Genomic DNA, 21,580 nt, shown 5'->3' with positions numbered 1-21,580 from the left:
ACGGCTCGCGTTACGCGGATGCTGAACGCAGTTTGTCCGCCAGGCCCAGCAGATGCAGGCTGTCGCGATGGATCAGCGCTTCGATCTGCTTTTCGTCCAGCCGAGGCAGAGACGTGCCCTCGACCATGTCGTTGAGGTGTCGCAGGCCCTCAATTGACGCGTTGACGGTGGTGAAAGGATAGTCGCTGCCGAACAGGAGCTTGTTCCACACACCGTACTCCTGTACCAGCATCAGGCTGTTGTAAAGCTGATAGAGGCGGTAGTGCAGGGCGCTGATGTCGGCATAGACATTGGGATGCTTGCGAATCACAGCCACGCACTCGCCTTCGTACGGGTGGCCCAGGTGAGCCATGACAATCGTCACGTCGGGATGGCGTCGGGCCACGGCATCGATGTGCCGGGGCAAGGTGCAATGCAGCGGCGCCTGCCGGATGAAGGTCGTGCCCGTGTGCAACAACACGGGCAGGCGATGACGGGCGGCGTATCGCCACAGCGGGTCGAGCCGATCGTCCTGCGGCTCGAAGCCGGCGTACATCGGCAACAGCTTGATGCCACAAAGGCCCAGCTCCTCATGGCCGCGTCGCATGTCTTTTTCGTAGCCATCCTGCGTGGGATCGACGGAGAGGTAGCCGAGCACGCGGTCGGGGTGGCGGGCGACGTAGTCGGCGACATAGTCGTCGTCGACCCACAGGCCGGACAATCGCGCCTTGCCCCCAAACACGATGTTGCGCGTCTCGGCGGGTGCAGCGGCGGCGTAGGCCTCGTACTGCACGGTCAGGTCGACTTCCTCACCGTTGCGTGCCTGGCGGGCCTGCTCGCGGAAGTCATCATTGAAATGGCGCGGGTACTGCCACGCGTGGCTGTGCACGTCAATGATCATGCCGACTCCCCTGCCATGTCGTAGACCGAAGCGGTGAGCAGATCGAACAGTCGATCGACCTCCTGTCGGGTTTCCTCATCGAGCTGGTAGCCGCGCGGCCCGCGCACGACTGTGTTCGGGAACACGCCCTGTTTCTGCAGCAGGTACTTTTCGACCGCGAGGAAGCTGTCGAGGCTGGTCTGGATCGCCACCAGTGACGAGAGCGGCAGCGAGATACGGTAAGTGCGCTGGTCGTCGCCGGCCTCCAGCGCCTGCCACAACGCGGCGAGGGCCCAGACGAGGTCGCCGCCGGGCATGGTTCCGACGATGCCGCGACGGTAGCTGTCGACCAGGGCGATCCCCCCCGTGCCTTCAAAGATGTCAGCCTGACCTGCCGTTGCTTCACGCAGGGCGGACAGCCGCGGGCCGATGGGAGTGGCTTCGGGCTTGAACATGATGCGGTCGCCCAGGTCGCGGCGCAGCGCCGCCTGGAAGTCGATCGACATGGGCTTGCCGACATACCCGCTGGCGTCCTGGACGATGACGGGAATGGTCAACGCATTTGCGAGGCGGTCGTAGTAGTGACGCAGTTCCGCTTCGTCGATAGCGGTCGAGACGGGGGGGATGGCCATGATCGCATCGGCGCCGACCGATTCGGCATGCCGGGCCAGTTCGCAGGCCGTGTGGGTGCTTTCCGCGCCAACGCTGATGATCACGGCCCCCCGGTCGCGGTTGGTCTTGCAAAGATGCTCTGCCACCTGACGTCGTTCCCTGTCGGAAAGGCGAAGCACTTCCGAAACCATGGCGAACACGAGGCCGTGGGCCCCTTGCTCGTAGATCCAGTCGATGTGCTGATCGAGCGTTGTGTAGTCGATCGATTCGTCATCGTGGTATGGCATCTGAAAGACAGGCAGCACACCGCGAAGGTTCTTGGTCGGGTTGACGTCAGGGCCGCCCATGGCAACATTTCCTATTCGTAGCGGTGATTCGTGATTGATACGACGCTTGCATGAGTTCGTCATGCTCAGGCCAAAAGTGGATTGTACGGATCGTATTCGGCAGTCACTGGCCACCCTGGCGGACTGGGCCTTGGGCCGGCAGGTCAGGCCATCCAGCGAATGACTCAAGGAACGCCACGATGTCATCCACTACGGCATTGCAGATGGATTGGCCTTTTTCACTGCTGGCAGTCGAAGGCGATCCCATGTTGCCCGTGTCGGTGAGGCGATGGAATCGGCGGAACACCTTAACCCCGCCGGTGACGCACCACTGCTTGTCGAGCACCAATTCAACGTCCTGTGCCAACTGTTGCTGGACGAGGTCGGGGCGAAGGAACAGCATCATCGAGGTTTCATATTCGCAGGCATGCGTAATCTGGGGCGATGCCATATCGTGCCGATCGGCTTTGAGACTCTGCCCGCCGACCTGCCACCAGGAGGCGAAGGTCAGGTGCGCCGCGTCGGCCAGGTCGTCCGTGGCAACCAGGTCCGCCAAGGCTTGAGCGCCGGGCACTTCGTTGCCGCCGTGGCCGTTGAGGAAGAACAAGCGTCGGAAGCCGGCGCGGAGGATGCTGCGTGCGACGTCCTGGATCACCTGGGTGTAAAGCGTCGGCCGAACGCTGACCGTGCCAGGGAAGTCCAGGTGATGATGCGACGAGCCCAGCCAGAACGTGGGCGTAACGATGACCTGCTCGGCCAGGCGACGCTCGACCTGCTCGGCGATGGCGGTGACCTGAATCGTGTCAACGAACACGGGCAGGTGTCGGCCGTGCTGCTCGCAGGCACCAAGCGGAATCACCACCGGCCGATCCTTCGGCAACGCGTCTATCGTCGGCCAGGATGTCTCATGCCACCACATCACCACGCCCTTCACAACAAGCGAACGAAGGACGCAAGAGCACGGCCAGTCGCGCTCTTGCGCCTGCGATAAACAGAAACATTCCGTCAACTCACGCGACGCCGTGCCTGCGCCGCAGCATCATACACGCGCCGCCGATCAGCATCAGCCCCAGCGAGGCCGGCCGGCATGCCGGACGAGAAAGTCGCCCACGTCGCGACGCTCGCGCTCGGTCAGGCGAAGCACTTCGGAAAACCGTCCCTGGCCCCGTCGCCGTAGGGGCTCGGCACGCATCCACCCGCCCGTACTCCGACTCCTGCTCAACACACAGCGGGCCGGGATCCCTGCCTCGTTTTCAGACAATACGACTTACGCCCTGTTTGTCTTCCCCACGTTTAGTCAGCGGGCTCCGCGTCCATCACATACACCTGAACGGGGCCCCATATCCCTGCAGCTCCAGACGAAGCGTGTATCCGCACGACAAGCAGGTTTTCACCATTCGGTATAAAGCTTTCCGAGGCCACTTCTATTTCAAACGGACGGTCCCAAAGTTCCTCGACAGGCTTGTTCTCAGATTCGACCGTATGCTCGCCAACCATCTTCCCGTTGACATAGACCCACGCTTGTTCGTCAACGCCTTCAAACCGCAGACGCACCGACTGTTCCGTCCATAACTTGGGCATATTGAATGTAGTTACATACCAGCCGTAGCCCAGGTAGTCCCCCGCAGGCGTTTCGGACAGTCGGGCAGGCACCCGCACAGGCATCCAGTACTGACGGTCGATCAAGTACGCAACGCCGCCATCGTCGTACTGTTGAATGCCTTTGCTAGTCTTATCCAGGTCTGCGATAAACCACTCCTGCTTTATACCCACACCCTGCTCATCCTTTCGGAAGTACCACTGCCCCCAAGGCATTTCAGCAGAGTCAGACGCGGCATCTACCCTCACATCTTCGAACGCTTCATAAAGCACGTCCAAGTCGATTCGATTCATCTCAATCGTAGCAGCAGCGACATAATCGGCGATATACATGTGTTCGTGTGCACGCCGAAACTGAACCAACCTCTCCATCGCTTCACGAACGGTACGAAACCGCTCCTTATCATCCCGAGGGATCGCACCCTGATGCCCGAGCGTGCCGATGAATTCCAATGACAGCCGCGTATGCTTCAAGCCCGACTGGAGAAACTCCACGCGCTCAGAGAATTCGCTACTCGCACTCTCACGCGCAGCGCTCATTGCCCTATCAAGAATCCGCTCGGCAGGACCGAACACTTCTGGGGGATAGGCCATATGCGCCCGCCTTGGGTCGTGCCAATCCACCCCACCTCTTGGAGCTTCATGCCGAGAGTATGACTCCCAGTAATTGAAATATGCTTCTACTTCTTTTGCCGCTGGGCCGAACGAGGAAAAAAATTCCTCACGCAACACCTCGATGTCCGCCTCCGGGTCGGCTGAGAGGCGCATGTGGATGTAATACATCGGCCCCCGTACTGCCCACTGCCCCCAGAGTGAATCATAGTAATGGCCGACCATTCCATGCCGGTATGCGAACTGAAACATATCCCCAGCCTGCCACGTGCTCAGATGCGGCAACACGTACCCACCCAGCAGATAGTTCGGACGGTACGCCATCGTAATGCCAGTCCGACTCCAGTCACGCCACTGCTGCTTCAGATATGCGTGCTCCCTGTCGGGCATTGGGTAATACGGATTAAATCCCGAAAACCATGGAACAAACTCTCCATAGATACCTGAAAGATCAATGTCGATCGTGGGGGCATGAGTGTAATTCATGTACAGAAAGGTTTTAGGAAGCGCCTTCGGATTGCGTTCCACTGCCAGGTCTCGCACCGCCTTCCAAAACCGGGCATAGCGATTCGATGTAGAGTATTCGGCAAACCCCTTCGGCTGAGGCCGATCCCACTCCAGGCACGTTTCGCACTGGCAATACACCCGGACATCGACTTCTCCAATGTTTAGATGCCATCGGTCTTCGGCGCTGCCATCCCAAGCCTGATCCACGATGAAACGGTGCAAGTCTGGATTGGACACACACAAGGCTGGCCCCGTGCGCTCGCCCGCCTTGTTCATCATAAACCACTCGGGGTGTTCCTTTCCGTAGCGACTCCACCAATCATGGAAGCGGTGGTCTACATATGGATGGGAGCGGTCGCCCCCAACCCTGTGCCGCCTCAGATACACCTCCAGGTCTCGAGCGTAGTTTCGGAGCCCGTCTTCCGAAAAGGCAATCCGTTCCATGCGGGACGAATAGTTTTCAACTGCCCTCCGAATCCACGACACGCCGAATTGGCGGCGCTGCAGCTTCATTCGCACCATTTCATCAAGCGAATCGATCACCACCGCCTTCGTGCGGGGCACATAGGTACCCAGATCACCTGGCCACAACCACCGCACCCCCACGTACCGTTCCAGCACTTCGTAAACGCCGAACAGTGTTCCGCTGTATCCATACGAGCCGGTGCCGTACATGACTGGCTTACTTACAAGCAGGCCATCCTCTCTGCCCACCACATACAGATCGGCCTCTACCGTCCTCAGCAGGAATGCATCCGGCTCCATGCTCTCAGAATCGATACCTTGCGCGGCAGCAGCCTTGGTGTTCCCCAAGTAGAGACGTGATCCATAGCCGTCTGGAATGCTGGACTCGCGAGCGACAGGCAATGTGACGCCCGTCGCCTTTTCCACATGCAATACCAGTTCATCGACGGCGAGAAGCGAGATGGCAGTCGGCTCATCCGCCACCACCACAACGACCCGCGCCTCGCCCCTATCCACCAGTGTCATCGCTGGCGATTCATGGCCTGACACAACGCTTGCCATGACTAGTATGGCCAGCATCCAGGCAGGAGCCCGAGATATGACGAAGACCTCCGGGCACGCATGTACAGAGGAGCCGATCCGTTTCGAGCAGTCGACCGCGTTCGATAACGCGGCTACGCATTCTGAAAAACCCATGCTGAATCCTTTCGCGGTGTCTCCGACGGCGGACATCCGGTGCGGAGTGATCTAGTTTCGGTCCCAAGCGTTGCCAGCATAGTTTGGGTTCCCAAGCACACCTTCTTCATACAGGCCTTGCCACTGACCTGTGGGGGATTTCACGGCACTGGCGTGCCCGTCCGCCCACGCGATGTTCGCCGCGTCGCTATGACGTGGATCCGGTCGGCCGGAATTGGCGATCGTGGAAGTCGACCAGATGTGATTGTAACCCGTGTATTCGTCGGCAAAGTATCCGGTAGCATTCGCACTGGACGCATCGGCAAGCACCAACGTCGTTGACGGATTTCGAATTTGCATCGTTTTTGCCGGCGTGTCATTACTCACTCCAGACTCAAAGTAGGATCCGCCGACGTAGTGGATGTTGTACCCGTAGGAAGTAAACCACCAGTTCCAGCCGGGGAAGCCGAATAGACCTGTCCTCCCCTTGTTCGGAGCTTGAGGGCACAGGTGATTTTCCCAGTCTGCGCCGGCAGGGAAATACTCACGGCGATCGAGCATGTGCGCCCAGTAATAGTTGGTAGTCCCGAGATACTCGAATCGAGCCGGAGGAAAATAGTCATCATGGTCAAAACTGTAGACTTGCATGCCTATCCCAATTTGCCGCAGCTTACTCATGCACTCGATCGCCTGCGCCGACCTCCGTGCGGCGCTCAGCGCCGGCAAGAGAATTGCGATTAATAGCGAGGTAATACTAATAACCACCAGCAATTCGATCAGCGTAAAACCCTTTTCTCGACGCATCTCTACGCTCCTTCCAGGTACGATAAGTGATGAAGATAATATGGATTGGATACTCTATATCAAGCCAGGCAACAGAAGCCTTATCCCCTGCCGTTACCTCGCAACCATCATGTGTGATTGCGATTCAACGCATATCCCCGTTGTCTGGCGAACGATCAGCTTTGTAGGAACATACTCATGAACGACATCGTGCTGGCCATGTACGATCTGGTTGATCAGACGACGCGCGCAAATCTGCCCGACAAGGTCCATCGGATTGTCGATCGTGCTCAAAATCGGCACAGCCGGCGCTGCTTCGTGAATGCGATCTTCCATATTGTCGTAGCCGACTAGAGACAGATCCTTGCCCGGCTCCAAGCCGCGCTGCCGCAGCGCATCAACCGCCCCCAAGGCAAGACGGTCGTTGTGGCAGATGAATGCCGTCGCATGCCCGACGTCCCGTGCGACTCGACCGTCAATGCAATGCCCCATGACATCCCGGCCGATCGTTCGCCAATCATCTTCCGACATCGCCACATCGTAACCAGGAGCAAAACAATGCCAGGCCTCTTCTATCGGCATATGGGCTTCACACATTGCCATGGTAAACTGGGGTAACCGCGGGGCTTCCCGAGGCCCCAAAAAGCCAATGCGCTGATGCCCCAACTCGCGCAGATGTTGAACGGCAAGCCTCATTCCGCCAAGGCTATGCACCATGACCGTATGAGCCCCTCGCTGCTCGTCACGAGAGTCGATACTGACGTGTGGGTAACCGCTCCGGATGAGCAACCGAGCAAACTCGTCATTCAGGACGCCACCCAGCAGCAACAGGCCATCCCCGTAGTTTTTCGCACCCAACAGCTCTTTAAACCATTGGCGACGACGGTGTGGATCGAAGAAGACAACGCTCAAGCGAAAGCCTGCCTTTTGAAGTTCCGCCTGCAGATTCTGCACGAGCACGGCTACCGTGCTGGTAAACAGCGGCTTTGACAGATTTTCGAAAGCCCGATCCATCGGCAATACGATGTTGTGCGCCAGCCGCTGCGAAATTCGACGCGGTTCCTGCTCAGCTTCGCTTGCCTCCCCGGGGTCTCCCCCCCCCCCCATTTCGTTGTAAACCGCCACGATGCGGTTGCGGGTTTCTTCCCGCACTCGCAGCGTCGGATCACCATTCAAGACACGCGAAACCAGCGAGACGGAGACGTTCGACCGCTTTGCGATTTGGGTTCGTGTAGGGGGCATTCCTGTCACCTCGTTTACACGTAAAGTACATTGGTAAAAAGAAAAAATCAACACCTTTACCAAATATTATTTCATTATACTGAATTATTTCCTTGGGCTGAAGGAGGAGACAGCTTCCTACGTGTGAGCCCCTAGCCCGCATTATTCGTCGCCGTGTCATTGATGCGTGATGTTTGAACGCGGCGGCATTTCAGGCGGGCTGGGCCGAGGTCGGCGCGGACCGCCCCCTTTCCCCCAGCCGATGATCTCGCCTTGTCGGGGCGATCAGGGAGCCGGCAGGCTCTGCAACGCACGGCGGGACACCGCGTGATTGAGATGGGCGAACGGCCACTGCGCCGCCAACGACACCAACACCCGGCGCGTCGTCTGCACGATCGTCGCAGCCACCTTGATCACATGGCTTCGCCACGTGCCCGGCTGAGCGCGACGCAGCAGCGTCGGCAAGCCGGCGTGATCACGCAACGCGTTGAGCAGATTGAACGCGGCGGTGTGCAGCAGCAGTCGCAGGAAGTTGGCCTTGAAGCGATGGCAACTCAGGCGGTCGGCATGCAGGCCGTTTTTCAGTTCGTCCATCCGCTGCTCGCTCTCGCCGCGCTGCACGTAATCGTCATAGGTCTGCCGCACCTGACGTTTGCCCGGCACGTCGAGGCTGGTGATCACGAATCGCAGGTTCGTGCCGCCGGCGTGGCACTCGGCCTTGGCGATCACGGTGCGTTCGTGCGGCCAACTCTCCGCGGCGTAGCGGAAGCGCATGAACAGACGCTGCTTCACGCCCGTGTGGTCGTAGCGGCGTTGCGCCTTATCCATCAACGGCTGAGCGACCTGCTTCAGGCACGCCGCAAGGCGCTGCGTATAACACCAGCGCTGATCGAACTGGCGAATGGGCAGCAGCCCGGCATCGGTGCTGATCTGCCCTGAATGCGACTGGACAACGACCGGCGAATGTGGGAGAAACTCAAAGGTCAACTGACCGACAGTCTGCTGCGACATCATCGGCCTCCGTGCGGATCAAACTCTGTTGTGGTGACCGAGTTAGAACACACGAAGGCCGTTTTTTCAATGGGGCCATGCATAATCCGGGCTAGTATCGCGTCATGGTTGACAATTCGAGTTACGTTACTTGTTTGGTCGATCCACCTTGAAGGCGGAGGGTAATAATCGCGGATCAGTGAACGACCAGGGAGGATCGACAGCGGCGTCGCGGGCTCTATGGCGTGGCGGACCAGGGCGATCAGGTCGACCAGGGCCTTGTTCTGCCCCCTGACCTTGTCCGGCTCCAGGGCGTGGTAGGCCTGCCAAAGCGGCTGCTCGGGGTGGTCGGTGTTCAGCGACAGCGGCGGCTGCCGCAGGGCGCGGGCCAGTTCCTTGACCTGGCCGTAGCGCAGGCCGGCGCGGTGCGGCTGGCTGTAGAGCAGCTTCAAAGCCTCGATCTCATCCTTGTGCTCGTCGATGAACTGGCGGAAGTGGCTGACCAGGGTCTGGGCCTTCTCCTTCGCGGCGGCGCTGTAGCCGGCGTCGAGCAGCTGGTCGCGGCTGATCTCGTCGATCACCTGTTCGGTGGACTGCTGGCTGGCGGTGAGCACCGCTTCGCGCAGGCGGGGGTTGTGGAACGGCTTGAGGGCCTGGCGGGCGAATTCCCGTTCGATTTCCTCCAACTGCTGGTCATTCAGCTCGTCACAACCGCAGGAGCGATCCGACCAACTTTTCCAGATCGATGCCAAGACATGTGCTATCGAATGAAACTCATGCGGGGAATGCTGCGAACGACGATAGGGTGGCCCCGGAGCCTGGGCTGTTCCTGCTGCTCGACGCTGGCGAAAACCGTCATGTCGGCAAAAAGATAGCGTGGCCCCCTCACGGGCTCCTCACTCACTCCCCGGCACAGTGGCGATCAAAAACCGAACACACTCTACGTAAGTTGAGCCGTTGTGGCAAGAGGAAGGCCACGAGACGACAAGACGCCTATCAACTGAACGATTCCGCAAGGGACTCAACGAAACCATCGATCAAGCGTCGTGGGTGGCGTGGTCTGCCCACGGGGTCTGTCGATAGCTCACTCAACTATATATAGACGCGTTTGGGAGTGTTACGCCGATAAGCGACCCTTGGGCTAGTTGTTCATAAAACCCTTCTGGGCTGACCGGATCACCTTGAATCGGGCCATGCAGAGCCTCGCGGTCGAGGCCTGTGAAGTCCCAGTTATGTCCAATCGACAAGCCTAGGCCCGGCTTCGCAGCCGCAGTGCGAATCTGCTCAAGCAAGTCAGTATGATCCTCCAGAAACACCACCGCCTCTCCCCATCCCGGCTCCCCGGCACGAATCCCGCGCTGACCACGCTCGAGCTGAACCCGCATGGCGTCGAAATCCAAATCCCGCATTCCCGCCAGAAGGGCCTCGCGATAGATCGGCCACGCCCGATCCGCCTCCGGCACCGCTATCGCTGGCTCGTTCAGCCGGGCCACGTAATCCACCGTCACCGCCGGCCGACCCATCAGCAACAATATCGAAGCGACCACGTACACGCCCACCAGCACGCACACCGCCAGGCTCGTCGCCCGCGCGACATGCCACGGCCACGGCCGATTGCGCTTCTTTGCCCGCCGGATCAGCCGGGCCGCCTGCTTCGCATCGCCGAAGCCGGCGACCAGTTCGTCCACGGGCACATCATCATCCAAGCCATCGCGAAAGTGGGCGATCAACTCGGTGGCCACGTCGATCTTTTCGCTGCGCCACAGCCGGGTGCGATATACAACCTCCCGCACGCGCTGCGCTGGCTCGGCAGGCAGGCCGGCTTCAGCGATGAGCTGGTCCACGTCGAGTCGGCCGGTCAGTTGGCCACGCAATGCATCGCTCACGGGTGTGAACCGCATCCGTCGCCACAGGGTCTGTTCTCTGGCCATGCTCATGGTTCACGCTCCCGTAATGCCGAGTTTGCCCATGGCCGTCGACAACGCTTCCCATTGGGCCGTATCGCGGGCCAGTTGCTTCTTGCCCTTCGCGGTCAGGCGGTAGTACCGGCGAGGCCGGCTGCTATCGACCTGCTGCACGCGCGAGGCGATCAGTCCCTTGGCTTCGAGGTTGTAGAGCATGGGGTAGAGGGTGCTCTGCCCCATGGCAAGCACGCCGTCGGACCGTTGATCGAGCAGGCGGACCAGTTCGTAGCCGTACTTTTCGCTACTGGCCAGCAACTTGAGCACCGCCACCGGCCCGGCCCCTCGCATGAGTTCGCGTTCGATTTTCATGGCCGCTCCTTATTATGTGATACATAGTATCTGACATAGAGCGTTATGCCAAGCATTTCTTTCCAGATCAAGCGCATTGGCTGGGGATCGTGCTCAGGTCCGCGGTGAGATTTTGTGAAAAAAGGGATTGACGAGGTGATCTGACTGGTGTTACATATGTGTAGTCACCTGTGAGAGTCACCATGTTCATCCGCATTGAACGAGCCTCGTCGATTCCGATCTCCCGGCAGATGGCCGAGCAGATTCGGGCCCGGTGCCTTTCGGGCAGCTTGAAGGCGGGCGATCGACTGCCATCGGTGCGGGAGCTGGCGCGGGAGCTGGCGGTCAACCAGAATACGGTGCTGCGGGTGTATGAGAAGCTCACGGGCGAGGGGCTGCTTGATCGCCGGCATGGGGACGGCACCTACATCGCGGATCGACCGCCGGTGCGGCGTCTGTCCGGGCAGGTGAAGCAGTACCGCGGCGACCTGGAACAGATTGCCCGGCGGGGGCTGATGCTCGGCCTGACGCCGGGCGAACTGGAGCGCCACTTCAAAGCCGCGATTCAAGCGGCGGCCGGCGGGCTGACATCCTCCGGCGGAACCAACGAGAAAAAGGAGCGGGCCTGATGCAGGACTCTTCCCCGACCGACGCCATCGTGGTTGACGGCGTGAACAAGCGTTTCGGCAAGCATGCCGTGCTCGATGGCGTGCAACTGAACGTGCGACCCGGCGAGACGTTCGCGTTCCTTGGCCGCAATGGTGCGGGCAAGACGACGACGATCCGCATGATGCTCGGCCTGATGTCGCCGGACGCGGGCACGATGCGCGTGCTCGGCCTTGACCCGACACGCGACGCGTTGGCCATCCGCCGACGCGTCGGCTACCTCGCGGAAGATCAGCAGATGTGGGGCTGGATGAACGTCGAGCAGATCATCCGGTTCATGGCCCCGTTTTACCCGAGCTGGGATGACGACCTTGCCCGTCGATACGTCCGCGATTTCGAGCTGCCGCTGAAGACCCGCATCCGCCACCTGTCCAAGGGGCAGAGCGTACGACTGGGGCTGCTGCTGGCGCTGGCCCATCGGCCGGAGCTGGTGATCCTGGACGATCCGGCGCTGGGCCTGGACCCGATCATGCGCAAGGAGTTCAACCGCGATGTGGTGACGCACCTCCAAGGCGAAGGCCGAACGGTCTTCTACAGCTCGCACCTGCTGTACGAGGTTGAGCCCGTGGCGGACCGCGTGGCCATCCTCGACCGGGGACGGATCGTACGGGCCGCCGCGACGGATGAGCTGCGCGAGCAGGTGCGGCAGATCGTGCTGCCCAGCGACATGTACGGCCGGCTGGACGTGCCGTTGAAAAAACTGGACGTGCGACAACGCGACACTGAGACAGCCGTGGTGGTGGACGACGCCCCCGCCGCCATCGCCGGCCTGCGAGCCCGCGGCGTGCCGCATCAGGTTGTGGACCTGAACCTCGACGAAATCTTCGAAGCGTTCGTCATCGGCCGTGTCGACGGCGAACATGCACCGCCACCGGCCGGGCACGCGGTGGAGCGGGTGGCATAACCGGATGGTCGAACGAAGGGAGCCGGGCTGATGATTCGATCGCTGATCTGGAAAGAGTGGATGGAGCAGCGCTGGTGGTTACTGCTGGGCTGTTTCATCATGGTCGGCTTTACCGCCATCGGGCTGCAGGCCCGCGTGATTGAAGACAGCATGATCATGCTCATGGCGGGTTTCACTGGAGCGGTGGTCCTGCCGATCGTGATAGCGATGGGGCTGGTCGCCCCAGAGCGCGAGGCAGGCACGGTGTCGACGCTGCTGCGTCTGCCCGCACGGCCGACGGTGGTGTACGCGGTGAAGACGGCGATGGGGGCGCTCGTGGTGAGCCTGCCGTTGGTGGCGGCGATGGCGGTGGCGTGGCTGATGGCGGGTGGACGCGAAGTGCCCGGACAGTACGTGATAAGTGGATTTCTGGAGCGCGTGCCCATGGCGGTGGTGGTGCTGGTGTGGACGACGACGCTGGGCATTCGACTGTCCACGGAGGCACGAGTGGGCGTCGTGGGCGTGGCATTTCTGTTGGTGTGCATGGTGCTGGCGGTGGCGCTGTTGCGTGTGGTGATGCCGATGTCGGACGGCCGGGTGCTCATGTTTGAGGCAACGCATTGGGTTCACGATTTCGTGCCGGTTCATGTGATCCGCTCACCATCGCCTGGCGTGATCAACATCGGTCTCTATGGCTGGTCGCCATTGCAATTGGTAATCGCTGCGGCGGCCTGGGGCGTTGGAGCCTGGCTGTTCGGCAAACCCGGGAGGACACGCGGATGAGAATCTACCTGGCCCTGGCCTGGAAGGAACTGCACGAGCTGCGCTGGTTCTGGTATGCAGGCATGGCGTTGATGGTGGTGCTGCCGCTCACGGCCGAGCTGTACGAGGTGTTCGGCTTTGCCGGCCGTGCCCGGCTGCTGGTGAACGTGACGCTTGCACTGGGCGCGGCGTTCGCGGTCTTCACGGCAGTGGCGGCGACGTGTCGCGACCTTGGCGCGGGCGTGGAGACATTCTGGCGCTCACGACCGATCAGTGTGGCGACCTATGTGGGGGTGAAGTTTGCAAGCGGGCTGCTGATCGTGCTGTCGGTGGCGGTTGCGGCGATAGTCTTTCAGCATCTGCTGACGATGGCATTGACATTCGGGCCGGGTCGGGGAGATCAGACGTGGGCCGAGCCGTTGAACGCGATGGCGGTACAAGCGCCGGTCATGACAGCGATGTATGCCGTGGCGTTTTTGCTGGGCGCGGCGATCGGGCAGGCGGTGCCCGCGGTGTTTCTGGCATTGCTGGCGGGGCTGATGCTCTACTTCGTGCCCGTGCTGCTGCCGCCGCTGGCGTACATGGATGTGTTCGAGGCGTTGCGTCATCATGGGCGGCGGCCGCAGCTGTCACCGCAGCTTGGTGAACTGGCGGGCACATTGCTCGCCATCGCGGGCGTCGCGGCGGTGCTTGCATGGCTGGCATTGGAACGGCAGGTGCGGATCGCGGTCAACGCGCACGTGCTGGGCTGGACGGTGGCGGTGCTGCTGCTCGTGATGATGAGCGTGGCGGCGATGCAGATCGGCAGCAATTTGACGCCGGAGCGCGTCGTGCCGGTGACGGCGGAGCGGAACGAGGTGGTTCTTGAGATGATCACCGATGGGCAGCGCGGAATCGTGGCGACCGTGGGGGCTGGACAGATCAACACGCAATCCCGGCGAGAATTGCCCGATCACGCACACGTGAGGGTGGATATCAGAGGAAGGATTTTGCGGTCGATCGATATGAACGCGAAGCCGGCCGCTTCGGAGGGAGTCGGTATCGACCGTGGCTGGCACCGGCGCACAATACCGCTGTTCTGGACGCCGAGCCGGCCCCAACGGGTGACTGTACCGCTGGTGTTCAGCATGACGGAATACCCGGAGGCGGAGATCGTGTTCCCTGATGGCTTGCCGGTCGGCCATCGCCTTTTGGGTCTGGGCGCCTTCGACCTGATCCGTGAAAGCAGCGACGCACTTGTGCGGGCAACCAGCTTTCAACGACTGTTCGATACACCTTATGTTTTTAACGTCGATGTCTTCCAACGGGACAACCGAGCCATGGTCTTCACCCCCGGCTACTTTCCACACAACGAAGACGGAACGCATCACCCGGCCCGCCTAATGGAACTTGCCATCAATCCAGACCACGATCTGACGTCATTGCGTTCGCTTGAGTGGCCGGCCCGCGAACTCTCGCAACGACGCTCCTCGATATGGCGGGCGTTGCTGAATGATGAAGGCGCGTTCCAGTTGCTGGATGTGCCGGAATGGGACATGGCCGAACGCCTGTGGTTGACCCTCAAGGTCGCTGGTTGGGACATGCCCACCATCACGTTCGACGAACACCACCTCCTCCGGTTCACACATGGGCAAGGCGTTGAGGTGCTTCGGTATTCGCCGGTTGCTCGACGTGATATCAACGACCAAACCGGAGCGAACGGCGACATGGTGCGCTTCGAGCGCGTCGGCCATCGCCCGCCTACGCCACTTGAAAGGATCACGGGCGGACATCCCCTCGCCAGCCTCGTCCACGACGATCTGCTATTCGTGATCGTGCACGAACCGCAGCCGGGCATGATCGTCTTCGACCTGCGTGAACCCGAGCAGCCGCGGAAGCTCGGACACTATGCCGCCCCGGGAGAACTGTTCATGAGCCTCGTCGCCACGCCGGACGGCAAGGTCATCCTCGCCGGCCGTGATCTGCATATCTTCGATCCCGCCGATTGGTAGGCGAACTGTGAGTGCTGGTGATTTCGCTTGACTGCCTCGGGTAACTAGGTATTCTATACCTAGGGACACAAGGCAACCTCAGGAGAACCCGCCATGGACTTTTCCAGTGAACTGGTGCGCGGCAGCGTGGTGCCGGTGGTGCTCGCGCTGCTCCGCGAGAAGCCGATGTACGGCTACGAGATGGTCAAGCTCGTCAATGCCCGCACCAACGGGCTCTTCGAGTGGCGTGAAGGCACGCTCTACCCCACCCTGCACCGGCTGGAAGCTGAGCGGTTGATTAAGGCCAAGTGGCAAGCCGGCGAGAGCGGCAAGCGGCGGAAATATTACATGCTCACCCGCCGCGGCCAGAGCGAACTGGCGAAGCGGGCCGAAGAGTGGCAGCAGTTTGCTGGGGCGATGAACATGCTGTTGGCCAAAGGCTGACCGGGGGTGAGTCATGTCGACAAGACTGCATGAACTGGCGGAGCGTGTGACGCATCGGCTGCGGATGGACCCGGACCTGCGGCGGGACGTGGCGGAGGAACTGACGTCCCACCTGGACGCGTCGACCGCCGAGTACATCGACGCGGGCGAGCCGGTGGAGCGGGCCGAGGCGCAGGCGATGCGGGCGCTGGGCGATGAGCAGGATCTCGCCGATCAGCTCTGGCGGGCCAACCGCGGCCGCATCCGCCTGCGGTTCTGGCTGCGTTGGACGGCCCGGGTGGTGCTCGTACCGGCGGTGCTGTTGGCGGTGGCGTTGATCCCGATGCAGCATCGCCTGGAGCAGCGGGATGCTCGGCAGTTGCAGGCTTTGATGGCATGGCAGATGGAACCCGGCGTCGCCGGCGTGGACGGCGCCGCTCAGCCGGTGGCGATCGACGATCACGCGTTACTCCGTCACCTCGACGAGCGGGAACGGCGACTGGTGCTCGGCGATCCAGAGGCGCAAAGCGCACTCGAAAGTGCCGCGGCGATGGTCGAAGCCTACCCCGATGACCCGGCGGTGCACGCTCGATATGCCTTGACCTGGATCGGCTCGCTCGACTCGGACGCGCTGGCCCGGGGTGAAGCAGACACGCAGGCTCTGCTGGACACGTTGGAGCGCGGCAAGCAGCTTGAGCCTGACAACGGGTTGTACGACCTGCTGAAGGCGAGCCTGCTGGTGTACCGGGCCGGTGTACTGAATCAACGTGACGGCGAGATGCAGTTGGAACTGGATGATCGCGAAGCCATGGAAGCGGTGGTTGCAGCGTTCGTGGCGGCGAGTCAATCTGCTTACCTTCGCACGCATGGGGTGGACCTCGTCGGCCGACAGATGGCGTTGCTGCCTGCGTCGCGTTCGGCGAACGAATACATGCTGCGGCAAAGCATCTTCGCCAGCGCGGCCTTGCGCGGCGGGATCCAGTATTCCGCACGCTCACGCTTCACAGCCCGATACGTGGCCGCCTATGCGAGGCAACTCGGCGAAGAAGGCCGGGTCGACGAAGCGCGATCGCTTCTCTCTCACGTTCAGCACGTTGGCGTTCGCATGGTGGAGGATGCCGGCCTGCTGACCATCGTGCTCACTGGTTCGTCGATCGCCGCCCTGGGCTTAAGCGCCGAGGTGCATGTGCTGGAGGAGGCCGGTCTGGATGATGAAGCTGCCGACGTTCAGGCCGTGTATGACGCCCTGCTGCATGAACACACCCGCTTCCGCGAGACACTGCATGTGGATTTGCCGCCCCTGTCCAGCCCGCTTCACCTGATGCGAATGAACCGGCAGGACCAGACCGGGGCGGTGTGGATCGATCGAGCGGAACGCGTGTGGCTGTCTCAGGTGGCGTTGTTGACTGGCTTGTGGATGTTGCTGGCGGTTACCGCATGCGCCGCGCTGGCGTCGATAGTCTCGCTGCTGCGTCACCGCGACGGCAGCGAACGGCCGCGGCTGGTATGGCCGAACATGTTGGAGATCGCCGTCGCTGCCGGAGTTGTCCTTGCGGTGATGGTTGGGTTTTACGCTGTCCGGTTCTGGATGATGGACGTCCCGACTATCGCAGCGGCCAGCGCGGCAGGCTTGCTCGCGGCGCTTGGCGTGGTGCTGATCGGCGCTATGTTGGTGCGACGGGCCATGGCGAGGCAGGGGCTGCCGGTCGCAGCGTTATCCAAATGGTGGCATGCTGTCACGGTTGTGTGCGTGATCGGCCTGGGCGTGCTGATGTTCGATATTCCTGTTCTCTCAACACGGCACGGCAATTCGTCGCCGCTGACGCCCATGATCGCGGCCCTGGTACTCACCGCCACATGGGCACTGCTGGGCGTGGTTCGGCTGAGCCAGTTGCGCAAGCGAACGGCGATGTACCGCCGTACGCTTGTGCGCTCGGCATTGCCCTGGCTGGCGATGGCCACCCTCACGGTCGGCCTGGTCGGCGGCGGGGTGCTGCTGATCAGCGAATCCACCACCATCGACGCCCTTGACCGCCACGCGAACGTGGGCATTACGCACGAACGGGATCATTCTGCCGTCACCGCCTATCGTGACTGGCTTGCCGACAGTGTGCGGTAGATGAGCCCTCGCCGCCATACGGTCTAACGCCACCGGCCGATCATTTCGCTTGATTGTCGTCACGATGGGCGTCATTATCGAAACGAACTGTGCAACACCGAGACGCAGGGGTTGTATGAGCACGGACAAACACACCAACCCGCGGACGGAGCGTGCCGAGGACGCCCGGTTGCGCAGCCCTCACAGCGACGCACCGCCTATGAAGGTCGACGTGACTGTCGACGACCGCTTTCGTGCGATCGCGGCGATTCTCCTTCTGACGCCTTGGGTGGACGTCAACGCTCGCGGCGCGGATGGTCGGCGATGGCGAGAGCATCCGATCCGGCAGCAGGTGCGAGCCCTTCTGGCCATGCATGAAGATCACCCCTTCGTGCGCTTGACGCGGGCGCAGTACGAATCCGTGGGCGACTTCAGTACCTACTTTCTCCTTGCGGCGATTTTGAGCCAGGAAGAAGGCCGATGGGCGGTGAATCAATCGGCATATGAAGTGACGGTCGCTCGCGGTGGAACGGCCGGACACTTGCGAGCCCAGACGCTCCAGCACATGCTGGCGGATCGTTACCTCGACCGGCTCTACGATTTCGTGCTGGCGACCGACTTGCCGGGCCTGTGGCGAAAGCAGGCGTCGGAATGGGCACTGGTCGTCAACGATTGCCGAGCGGTGCTCAAGCATCGGCGAATCCCGGAGAGCATCACCTCGATCTTCGGCAGGACGGGCACACCCCTTCGACTTATCCCGGTGCCCGAAGCCCCCGCGACCACCGCCTTCGGCCCGGGTGACGCGAGCACCGCCTACTGCTGCCTGGGACCGCCGAATGTCGCGGAGAACGAAGAGGTCGCGCTTCGTTTTCGTCTGCATCTGGGCCATACCGGCCACATCATCTTTCATGAGTTCGCCCATACGCTCTGGGCCGATGCCTCCAGCCAGTGCCCCGACTTCGCAGCACGCCTTCAACCGTTGCGAGATCAACTCACGCTGAAGGGATACCTGGCCACGCATACGCCGCCTTGGCCGCTCCTGTTGGATGAAATCATGGTGCGGGTTGCCACGATATTGTATATCGAGCAGGTGGATGGGTCCGAGACCGCCCAACGGCAGATTCGTCATGAGCACGATGACTACGGCCTGACATGCGTCGAACCTGCGACAGAGGGCTGGCGTAACCTGCTTATGCCCCTCGCTCGACGGGAGGCGTCGCTGCCCGCGCTGCTGCCGACGTTGGCTTCGCGGCTGCTCAAGTCTGGACGCTAATCTGGTTCTGACGGTCCGGACGTTTGTTTCGACAGTCGCTCAAGCCAAGGATGGGTATCGCCAAACTGCTGCTTCAACCCCTTCGCCAGCCAGGTCCACTGACTCGTAGCCAAATGCGGCAGCACGGCCGCAAAGTCGGCATCGTCCTTGGGACGCCGATCCGCCAGCCGCCCTTTGTACAGCAACTGAATCTCCGGCCGCAGCACCGGCACACCCTCGCTCGTCTGCCAGCCAAGTTCGTCGATGCGGCCGCCGATGCGCTCATCACGCCGGAACACCCACCGCTCGCCTTCACTTTCCATGAACATCAATTGCAGCCGCCACGGCCTACCCACTTCGTTCTTGATCCATATATCGTTGATACCCGTTTCCCGTTTGAGGAACTCGCCCTCGGGCCACGGTGCCAGCCTTGACGGCGTGGGTTGGCCGGTCTTGTACAGATGCCAACGACACAGATGCTGCTGAATGGCCAATTGGTCCCGCCGCAGGACCAGCACGTCAGTATCGCCATGCGGCCGCGTCTGTCGACCGAGGTACAGGTCGATCGCCCAACCGCCGGCGATCCACCATGGCACGGTCGCACCTCGCATCACCGCCACCACCTCCGGCACGCTCAGCGGTTGCCAGGCATGGATGTCGCGTTGTTGGATTGGTTTCGCCATGATTTACCACCCGCTGCCGTCCACCGCTCGTCCACTTCGTGACGATCAAGTGCGACCAGTCGCCTCCGCCCATTGCACGGCCCGCGCAGTTGCGGCCCGAACGTACTGCCCCTTGCCCGTGGTGTAGGCTTCGCGATCCTCGGCCAGACACATCACCAGTTCACGCTTGAGTTGCTCATACCGGCGTGCTTCGGCCGGGTGGGCGATCAGGTAGTCGCGAAACGTTACTCGCTGCCAGAGCGCCGCCTGCTTCAACGGCGCCATGTGCACATGATGTGTTCGCACCCCGGTTCTCGCATCGCGCTTGATGAGCATCATGTGTCCCGGCGGGCGATCATCACGCCACCAGTAGTCCCAGCCTTCACCAACCAGAGCTGGAACGATCAGTTGCTTTGCCTGCTCAAATGTTTGGATGGCAACGAGCATATCCACCACCGGCTTGGCGCTCATGCCTGGGATCGCAGTGCTGCCGACGTGTTCGATGCGATCAATCGTGTCGCCGAAGCGGTGTCGTAACGAGTTCGCCATCTCCATGAACATTGTCGGCCAGTTGGGGTCATAAGGCACGAGCACAACCGCGTCGGCATCATTCTGCGTCATCGCCGTGGGAGATGCGTACGGTTCACCATCTGCCCTGTTCAGGTGCTTCGATACAACATTTTCATCCACGTCCACCCTGTACAGTTTTCGCGCCGCGAGCATGGGAAGCGGCGCCGCAATCGGCCGAACGTGCTCGATCGTCCACGCCCACCAGCCAGGCTCCCAAGTCGAACAAGCCGCCTCGGCTTCATCCGGTCGCCACGAATGCACGTCGGCGACATCCACCACTGCCACCGCACGCCCGGCCGGGTCCGTATCGCCAGGCTCGGTCAGACGGCGATCATTTTCAACGATCAGCAGGTTGCGTATCGGCGTCGCGCCCGGGCGCCACGAGCGGACCTCGACACGCTTACGTCCCTCAGCGATGTAGTGACCCCATGGAGCCACGACCGACAGTGCCTGCAATTGCATGAAGCATCCCTCTGCACGTGATGCGATAAGCATATCGCGGATGACCGATTTCGGCGACGCGCCAGACAGTCATCGGTCTGTAACTGCCTGTTGTATGTCGCTCGCAGACCAGCCTCAAAAACACGTGCCTCAGTTCCCTGTCGATTTATACCGTCGCACGCCCACTTGCCAAATGCTCAGCGCGAGCCACAGAAAGCTGACACCGACCAAGGGTGCTGATGCTCGCAGAACTGGGGGCACGCCGAGGATGTCTTCCTTGTCGAGCACAAGGGTCAGCGGCAGGTAGCTCACGCATGCCAGGGGCACGATGAAGGTGAAAAACTGCCGGAACCAGTCGGCGTAGATCGTGATCGGGTACTGCCCGGCCGTCACACCGCCGTAACTGAAGGCGTTGACCGCCTCCACGGATTCGACGGTCCAGAAGGTCAGCGTGCCCTGAAGGACGAACAGGCCCAGGAACAGGCAAACGCCACCGACGATCGTCAGCAGCAGAAGGGCGACGGTTGCGGGCGTCCATGTAATGTCGAGCACGTAGACGGCCGCACAGAGCACGATCAGGCCCTGCAGCAGTCGACCCACGCGGCGCATGGCCAGTTCGATGCCCATGATCTGGAGCACGGTTGAACGCGGGCGCACGAGTACACGGTCGAAGTCGCCGCTACGCACCATCGCCCCCATGCGGTCATACCCCGTGCCCAGCGCGTCGCCGATCGCGAAGGCCACGCTCAGCGTGCCATAGAACAGCGCCACCTCCGCCAGCCGCCAGCCCTGAAGCTGATCGAAGCGGGCGAACAAGGCCCAGATGCCCAAAAACTCCACGCCAGTGGCGAGAAACTGTCCGCTCGCCGCCAGCAGGAAGCTGGCGCGATATTGAAGCTGTGAGCGAACCGACGTGCCCAGCAGGCGAATGTAAAGCTGTAAGCCGTTGATC

At 61.4% G+C, this 21,580-nt stretch carries 19 protein-coding genes and 2 pseudogenes; 7 read left to right on the top strand and 14 right to left on the bottom strand.

The features are described 5' to 3' along the window. Nucleotides 1-10 precede the first annotated feature (10 nt). From ACERK3_17280 to ACERK3_17235, 10 genes are all read right to left on the bottom strand, one after another. Complete coding sequence (locus ACERK3_17280; protein ID MFA9480033.1) at nucleotides 11-880, bottom strand: amidohydrolase family protein; 870 nt, start codon at nucleotides 878-880, stop codon at nucleotides 11-13. Next, entirely contained in the window at nucleotides 877-1,818 is a 942-nt protein-coding gene (locus tag ACERK3_17275; protein ID MFA9480032.1) for a dihydrodipicolinate synthase family protein, read from the bottom strand. The genes ACERK3_17280 and ACERK3_17275 overlap by 4 nt, the downstream gene beginning before the upstream one ends. A 103-nt stretch (nucleotides 1,819-1,921) precedes the next feature. After that, entirely contained in the window at nucleotides 1,922-2,716 is a 795-nt protein-coding gene (locus ACERK3_17270; GenBank protein ID MFA9480031.1) for a creatininase family protein, read from the bottom strand. A 374-nt stretch (nucleotides 2,717-3,090) separates the two neighbouring features. Then, the gene (locus ACERK3_17265; GenBank protein MFA9480030.1) at nucleotides 3,091-5,505 is read right to left on the bottom strand and encodes a DUF4838 domain-containing protein; all 2,415 of its coding nucleotides are present in this window, start codon (nucleotides 5,503-5,505) and stop codon (nucleotides 3,091-3,093) included. Between the two features lie 222 nt (nucleotides 5,506-5,727). After that, on the bottom strand, nucleotides 5,728-6,459 hold the full coding sequence (locus ACERK3_17260) for a prepilin-type N-terminal cleavage/methylation domain-containing protein (protein MFA9480029.1): 732 nt from the start codon (nucleotides 6,457-6,459) through the stop codon (nucleotides 5,728-5,730). A 93-nt stretch (nucleotides 6,460-6,552) separates the two neighbouring features. Continuing rightward, nucleotides 6,553-7,680, bottom strand: a complete 1,128-nt coding sequence (locus tag ACERK3_17255; GenBank protein ID MFA9480028.1) for a LacI family DNA-binding transcriptional regulator — start codon at nucleotides 7,678-7,680, stop codon at nucleotides 6,553-6,555. Between the two features lie 264 nt (nucleotides 7,681-7,944). Further along, the gene (locus tag ACERK3_17250; protein ID MFA9480027.1) at nucleotides 7,945-8,670 is read right to left on the bottom strand and encodes a transposase; all 726 of its coding nucleotides are present in this window, start codon (nucleotides 8,668-8,670) and stop codon (nucleotides 7,945-7,947) included. Next, nucleotides 8,670-9,401 (bottom strand): type I restriction-modification enzyme R subunit C-terminal domain-containing protein, encoded by a 732-nt coding sequence (locus tag ACERK3_17245; protein MFA9480026.1) that lies wholly within the window; start codon nucleotides 9,399-9,401, stop codon nucleotides 8,670-8,672. Before ACERK3_17245 ends, ACERK3_17250 begins: the two co-directional genes overlap by 1 nt. 336 nt (nucleotides 9,402-9,737) lie before the next feature. Further along, nucleotides 9,738-10,586, bottom strand: a complete 849-nt coding sequence (locus ACERK3_17240; protein ID MFA9480025.1) for a hypothetical protein — start codon at nucleotides 10,584-10,586, stop codon at nucleotides 9,738-9,740. A 3-nt stretch (nucleotides 10,587-10,589) separates the two neighbouring features. Continuing rightward, entirely contained in the window at nucleotides 10,590-10,922 is a 333-nt protein-coding gene (locus ACERK3_17235; protein MFA9480024.1) for a PadR family transcriptional regulator, read from the bottom strand. A gap of 182 nt (nucleotides 10,923-11,104) precedes the next feature. Between ACERK3_17235 and ACERK3_17230 the strand changes: the two genes are divergently transcribed. The 7 genes from ACERK3_17230 to ACERK3_17200 all read left to right on the top strand — a co-directional run bounded on the left by ACERK3_17230 (nucleotide 11,105) and on the right by ACERK3_17200 (nucleotide 18,976). Then, nucleotides 11,105-11,530, top strand: a complete 426-nt coding sequence (locus ACERK3_17230) for a GntR family transcriptional regulator (protein ID MFA9480023.1) — start codon at nucleotides 11,105-11,107, stop codon at nucleotides 11,528-11,530. Continuing rightward, on the top strand, nucleotides 11,530-12,471 hold the full coding sequence (locus ACERK3_17225) for an ABC transporter ATP-binding protein (GenBank protein MFA9480022.1): 942 nt from the start codon (nucleotides 11,530-11,532) through the stop codon (nucleotides 12,469-12,471). Before ACERK3_17230 ends, ACERK3_17225 begins: the two co-directional genes overlap by 1 nt. A gap of 30 nt (nucleotides 12,472-12,501) precedes the next feature. Next, complete coding sequence (locus ACERK3_17220) at nucleotides 12,502-13,233, top strand: hypothetical protein (GenBank protein ID MFA9480021.1); 732 nt, start codon at nucleotides 12,502-12,504, stop codon at nucleotides 13,231-13,233. Further along, nucleotides 13,230-15,203 carry a hypothetical protein gene (locus tag ACERK3_17215; GenBank protein ID MFA9480020.1) on the top strand — a complete coding sequence of 658 codons (1,974 nt, stop codon included), beginning with the start codon at nucleotides 13,230-13,232 and terminating at the stop codon, nucleotides 15,201-15,203. The genes ACERK3_17220 and ACERK3_17215 overlap by 4 nt, the downstream gene beginning before the upstream one ends. Nucleotides 15,204-15,296: 93 nt before the next feature. Further along, a complete protein-coding gene (locus ACERK3_17210; protein ID MFA9480019.1) occupies nucleotides 15,297-15,626 on the top strand; it encodes a PadR family transcriptional regulator in 330 nt (109 codons plus the stop codon). 13 nt (nucleotides 15,627-15,639) lie between these two features. Then, nucleotides 15,640-17,724 carry a permease prefix domain 1-containing protein gene (locus tag ACERK3_17205; protein ID MFA9480018.1) on the top strand — a complete coding sequence of 695 codons (2,085 nt, stop codon included), beginning with the start codon at nucleotides 15,640-15,642 and terminating at the stop codon, nucleotides 17,722-17,724. Nucleotides 17,725-17,839: 115 nt separating this feature from the next. Continuing rightward, nucleotides 17,840-18,976 carry a hypothetical protein gene (locus tag ACERK3_17200; protein MFA9480017.1) on the top strand — a complete coding sequence of 379 codons (1,137 nt, stop codon included), beginning with the start codon at nucleotides 17,840-17,842 and terminating at the stop codon, nucleotides 18,974-18,976. Here ACERK3_17200 and ACERK3_17195 read toward each other — a convergent pair. The 4 genes and pseudogenes from ACERK3_17195 to ACERK3_17180 form a co-directional block, all read right to left on the bottom strand. Continuing rightward, nucleotides 18,973-19,638: a nucleotidyltransferase domain-containing protein gene (locus ACERK3_17195; protein MFA9480016.1), complete on the bottom strand. Its 666-nt coding sequence runs from the start codon at nucleotides 19,636-19,638 to the stop codon at nucleotides 18,973-18,975. The two genes, ACERK3_17200 and ACERK3_17195, sit on opposite strands and share 4 nt — an antisense overlap. A gap of 45 nt (nucleotides 19,639-19,683) precedes the next feature. Then, nucleotides 19,684-20,202: pseudogene (locus ACERK3_17190) on the bottom strand (GrpB family protein). Between the two features lie 99 nt (nucleotides 20,203-20,301). Further along, nucleotides 20,302-20,649 (bottom strand): annotated as a pseudogene (locus ACERK3_17185) (ASCH domain-containing protein). Between the two features lie 129 nt (nucleotides 20,650-20,778). Beyond that, nucleotides 20,779-21,579 carry an ABC transporter permease gene (locus ACERK3_17180; GenBank protein ID MFA9480015.1) on the bottom strand — a complete coding sequence of 267 codons (801 nt, stop codon included), beginning with the start codon at nucleotides 21,577-21,579 and terminating at the stop codon, nucleotides 20,779-20,781. Nucleotide 21,580 lies beyond the last annotated feature (1 nt).

Source organism: Phycisphaerales bacterium AB-hyl4 (genome assembly GCA_041821185.1).
Taxonomy (GTDB): Bacteria; Planctomycetota; Phycisphaerae; order Phycisphaerales; family Phycisphaeraceae; genus Natronomicrosphaera; species Natronomicrosphaera hydrolytica.
This window is presented reverse-complemented; position numbering and strand designations above follow the sequence as displayed.

Coding starts and splice junctions, on each gene's coding strand:
- ACERK3_17230 (MFA9480023.1), top strand. CDS start 11,105: ATGTTCATCCGCATTGAACGAGCCTCGTCGATTCCGATCTCCCGGCAG.
- ACERK3_17280 (MFA9480033.1), bottom strand. CDS start 880: ATGATCATTGACGTGCACAGCCACGCGTGGCAGTACCCGCGCCATTTC.
- ACERK3_17215 (MFA9480020.1), top strand. CDS start 13,230: ATGAGAATCTACCTGGCCCTGGCCTGGAAGGAACTGCACGAGCTGCGC.
- ACERK3_17275 (MFA9480032.1), bottom strand. CDS start 1,818: ATGGGCGGCCCTGACGTCAACCCGACCAAGAACCTTCGCGGTGTGCTG.
- ACERK3_17195 (MFA9480016.1), bottom strand. CDS start 19,638: ATGGCGAAACCAATCCAACAACGCGACATCCATGCCTGGCAACCGCTG.
- ACERK3_17205 (MFA9480018.1), top strand. CDS start 15,640: ATGTCGACAAGACTGCATGAACTGGCGGAGCGTGTGACGCATCGGCTG.
- ACERK3_17250 (MFA9480027.1), bottom strand. CDS start 8,670: ATGTCGCAGCAGACTGTCGGTCAGTTGACCTTTGAGTTTCTCCCACAT.
- ACERK3_17235 (MFA9480024.1), bottom strand. CDS start 10,922: ATGAAAATCGAACGCGAACTCATGCGAGGGGCCGGGCCGGTGGCGGTG.
- ACERK3_17255 (MFA9480028.1), bottom strand. CDS start 7,680: ATGCCCCCTACACGAACCCAAATCGCAAAGCGGTCGAACGTCTCCGTC.
- ACERK3_17210 (MFA9480019.1), top strand. CDS start 15,297: ATGGACTTTTCCAGTGAACTGGTGCGCGGCAGCGTGGTGCCGGTGGTG.
- ACERK3_17220 (MFA9480021.1), top strand. CDS start 12,502: ATGATTCGATCGCTGATCTGGAAAGAGTGGATGGAGCAGCGCTGGTGG.
- ACERK3_17270 (MFA9480031.1), bottom strand. CDS start 2,716: ATGTGGTGGCATGAGACATCCTGGCCGACGATAGACGCGTTGCCGAAG.
- ACERK3_17240 (MFA9480025.1), bottom strand. CDS start 10,586: ATGAGCATGGCCAGAGAACAGACCCTGTGGCGACGGATGCGGTTCACA.
- ACERK3_17260 (MFA9480029.1), bottom strand. CDS start 6,459: ATGCGTCGAGAAAAGGGTTTTACGCTGATCGAATTGCTGGTGGTTATT.
- ACERK3_17225 (MFA9480022.1), top strand. CDS start 11,530: ATGCAGGACTCTTCCCCGACCGACGCCATCGTGGTTGACGGCGTGAAC.
- ACERK3_17200 (MFA9480017.1), top strand. CDS start 17,840: ATGAGCACGGACAAACACACCAACCCGCGGACGGAGCGTGCCGAGGAC.
- ACERK3_17265 (MFA9480030.1), bottom strand. CDS start 5,505: ATGACACTGGTGGATAGGGGCGAGGCGCGGGTCGTTGTGGTGGTGGCG.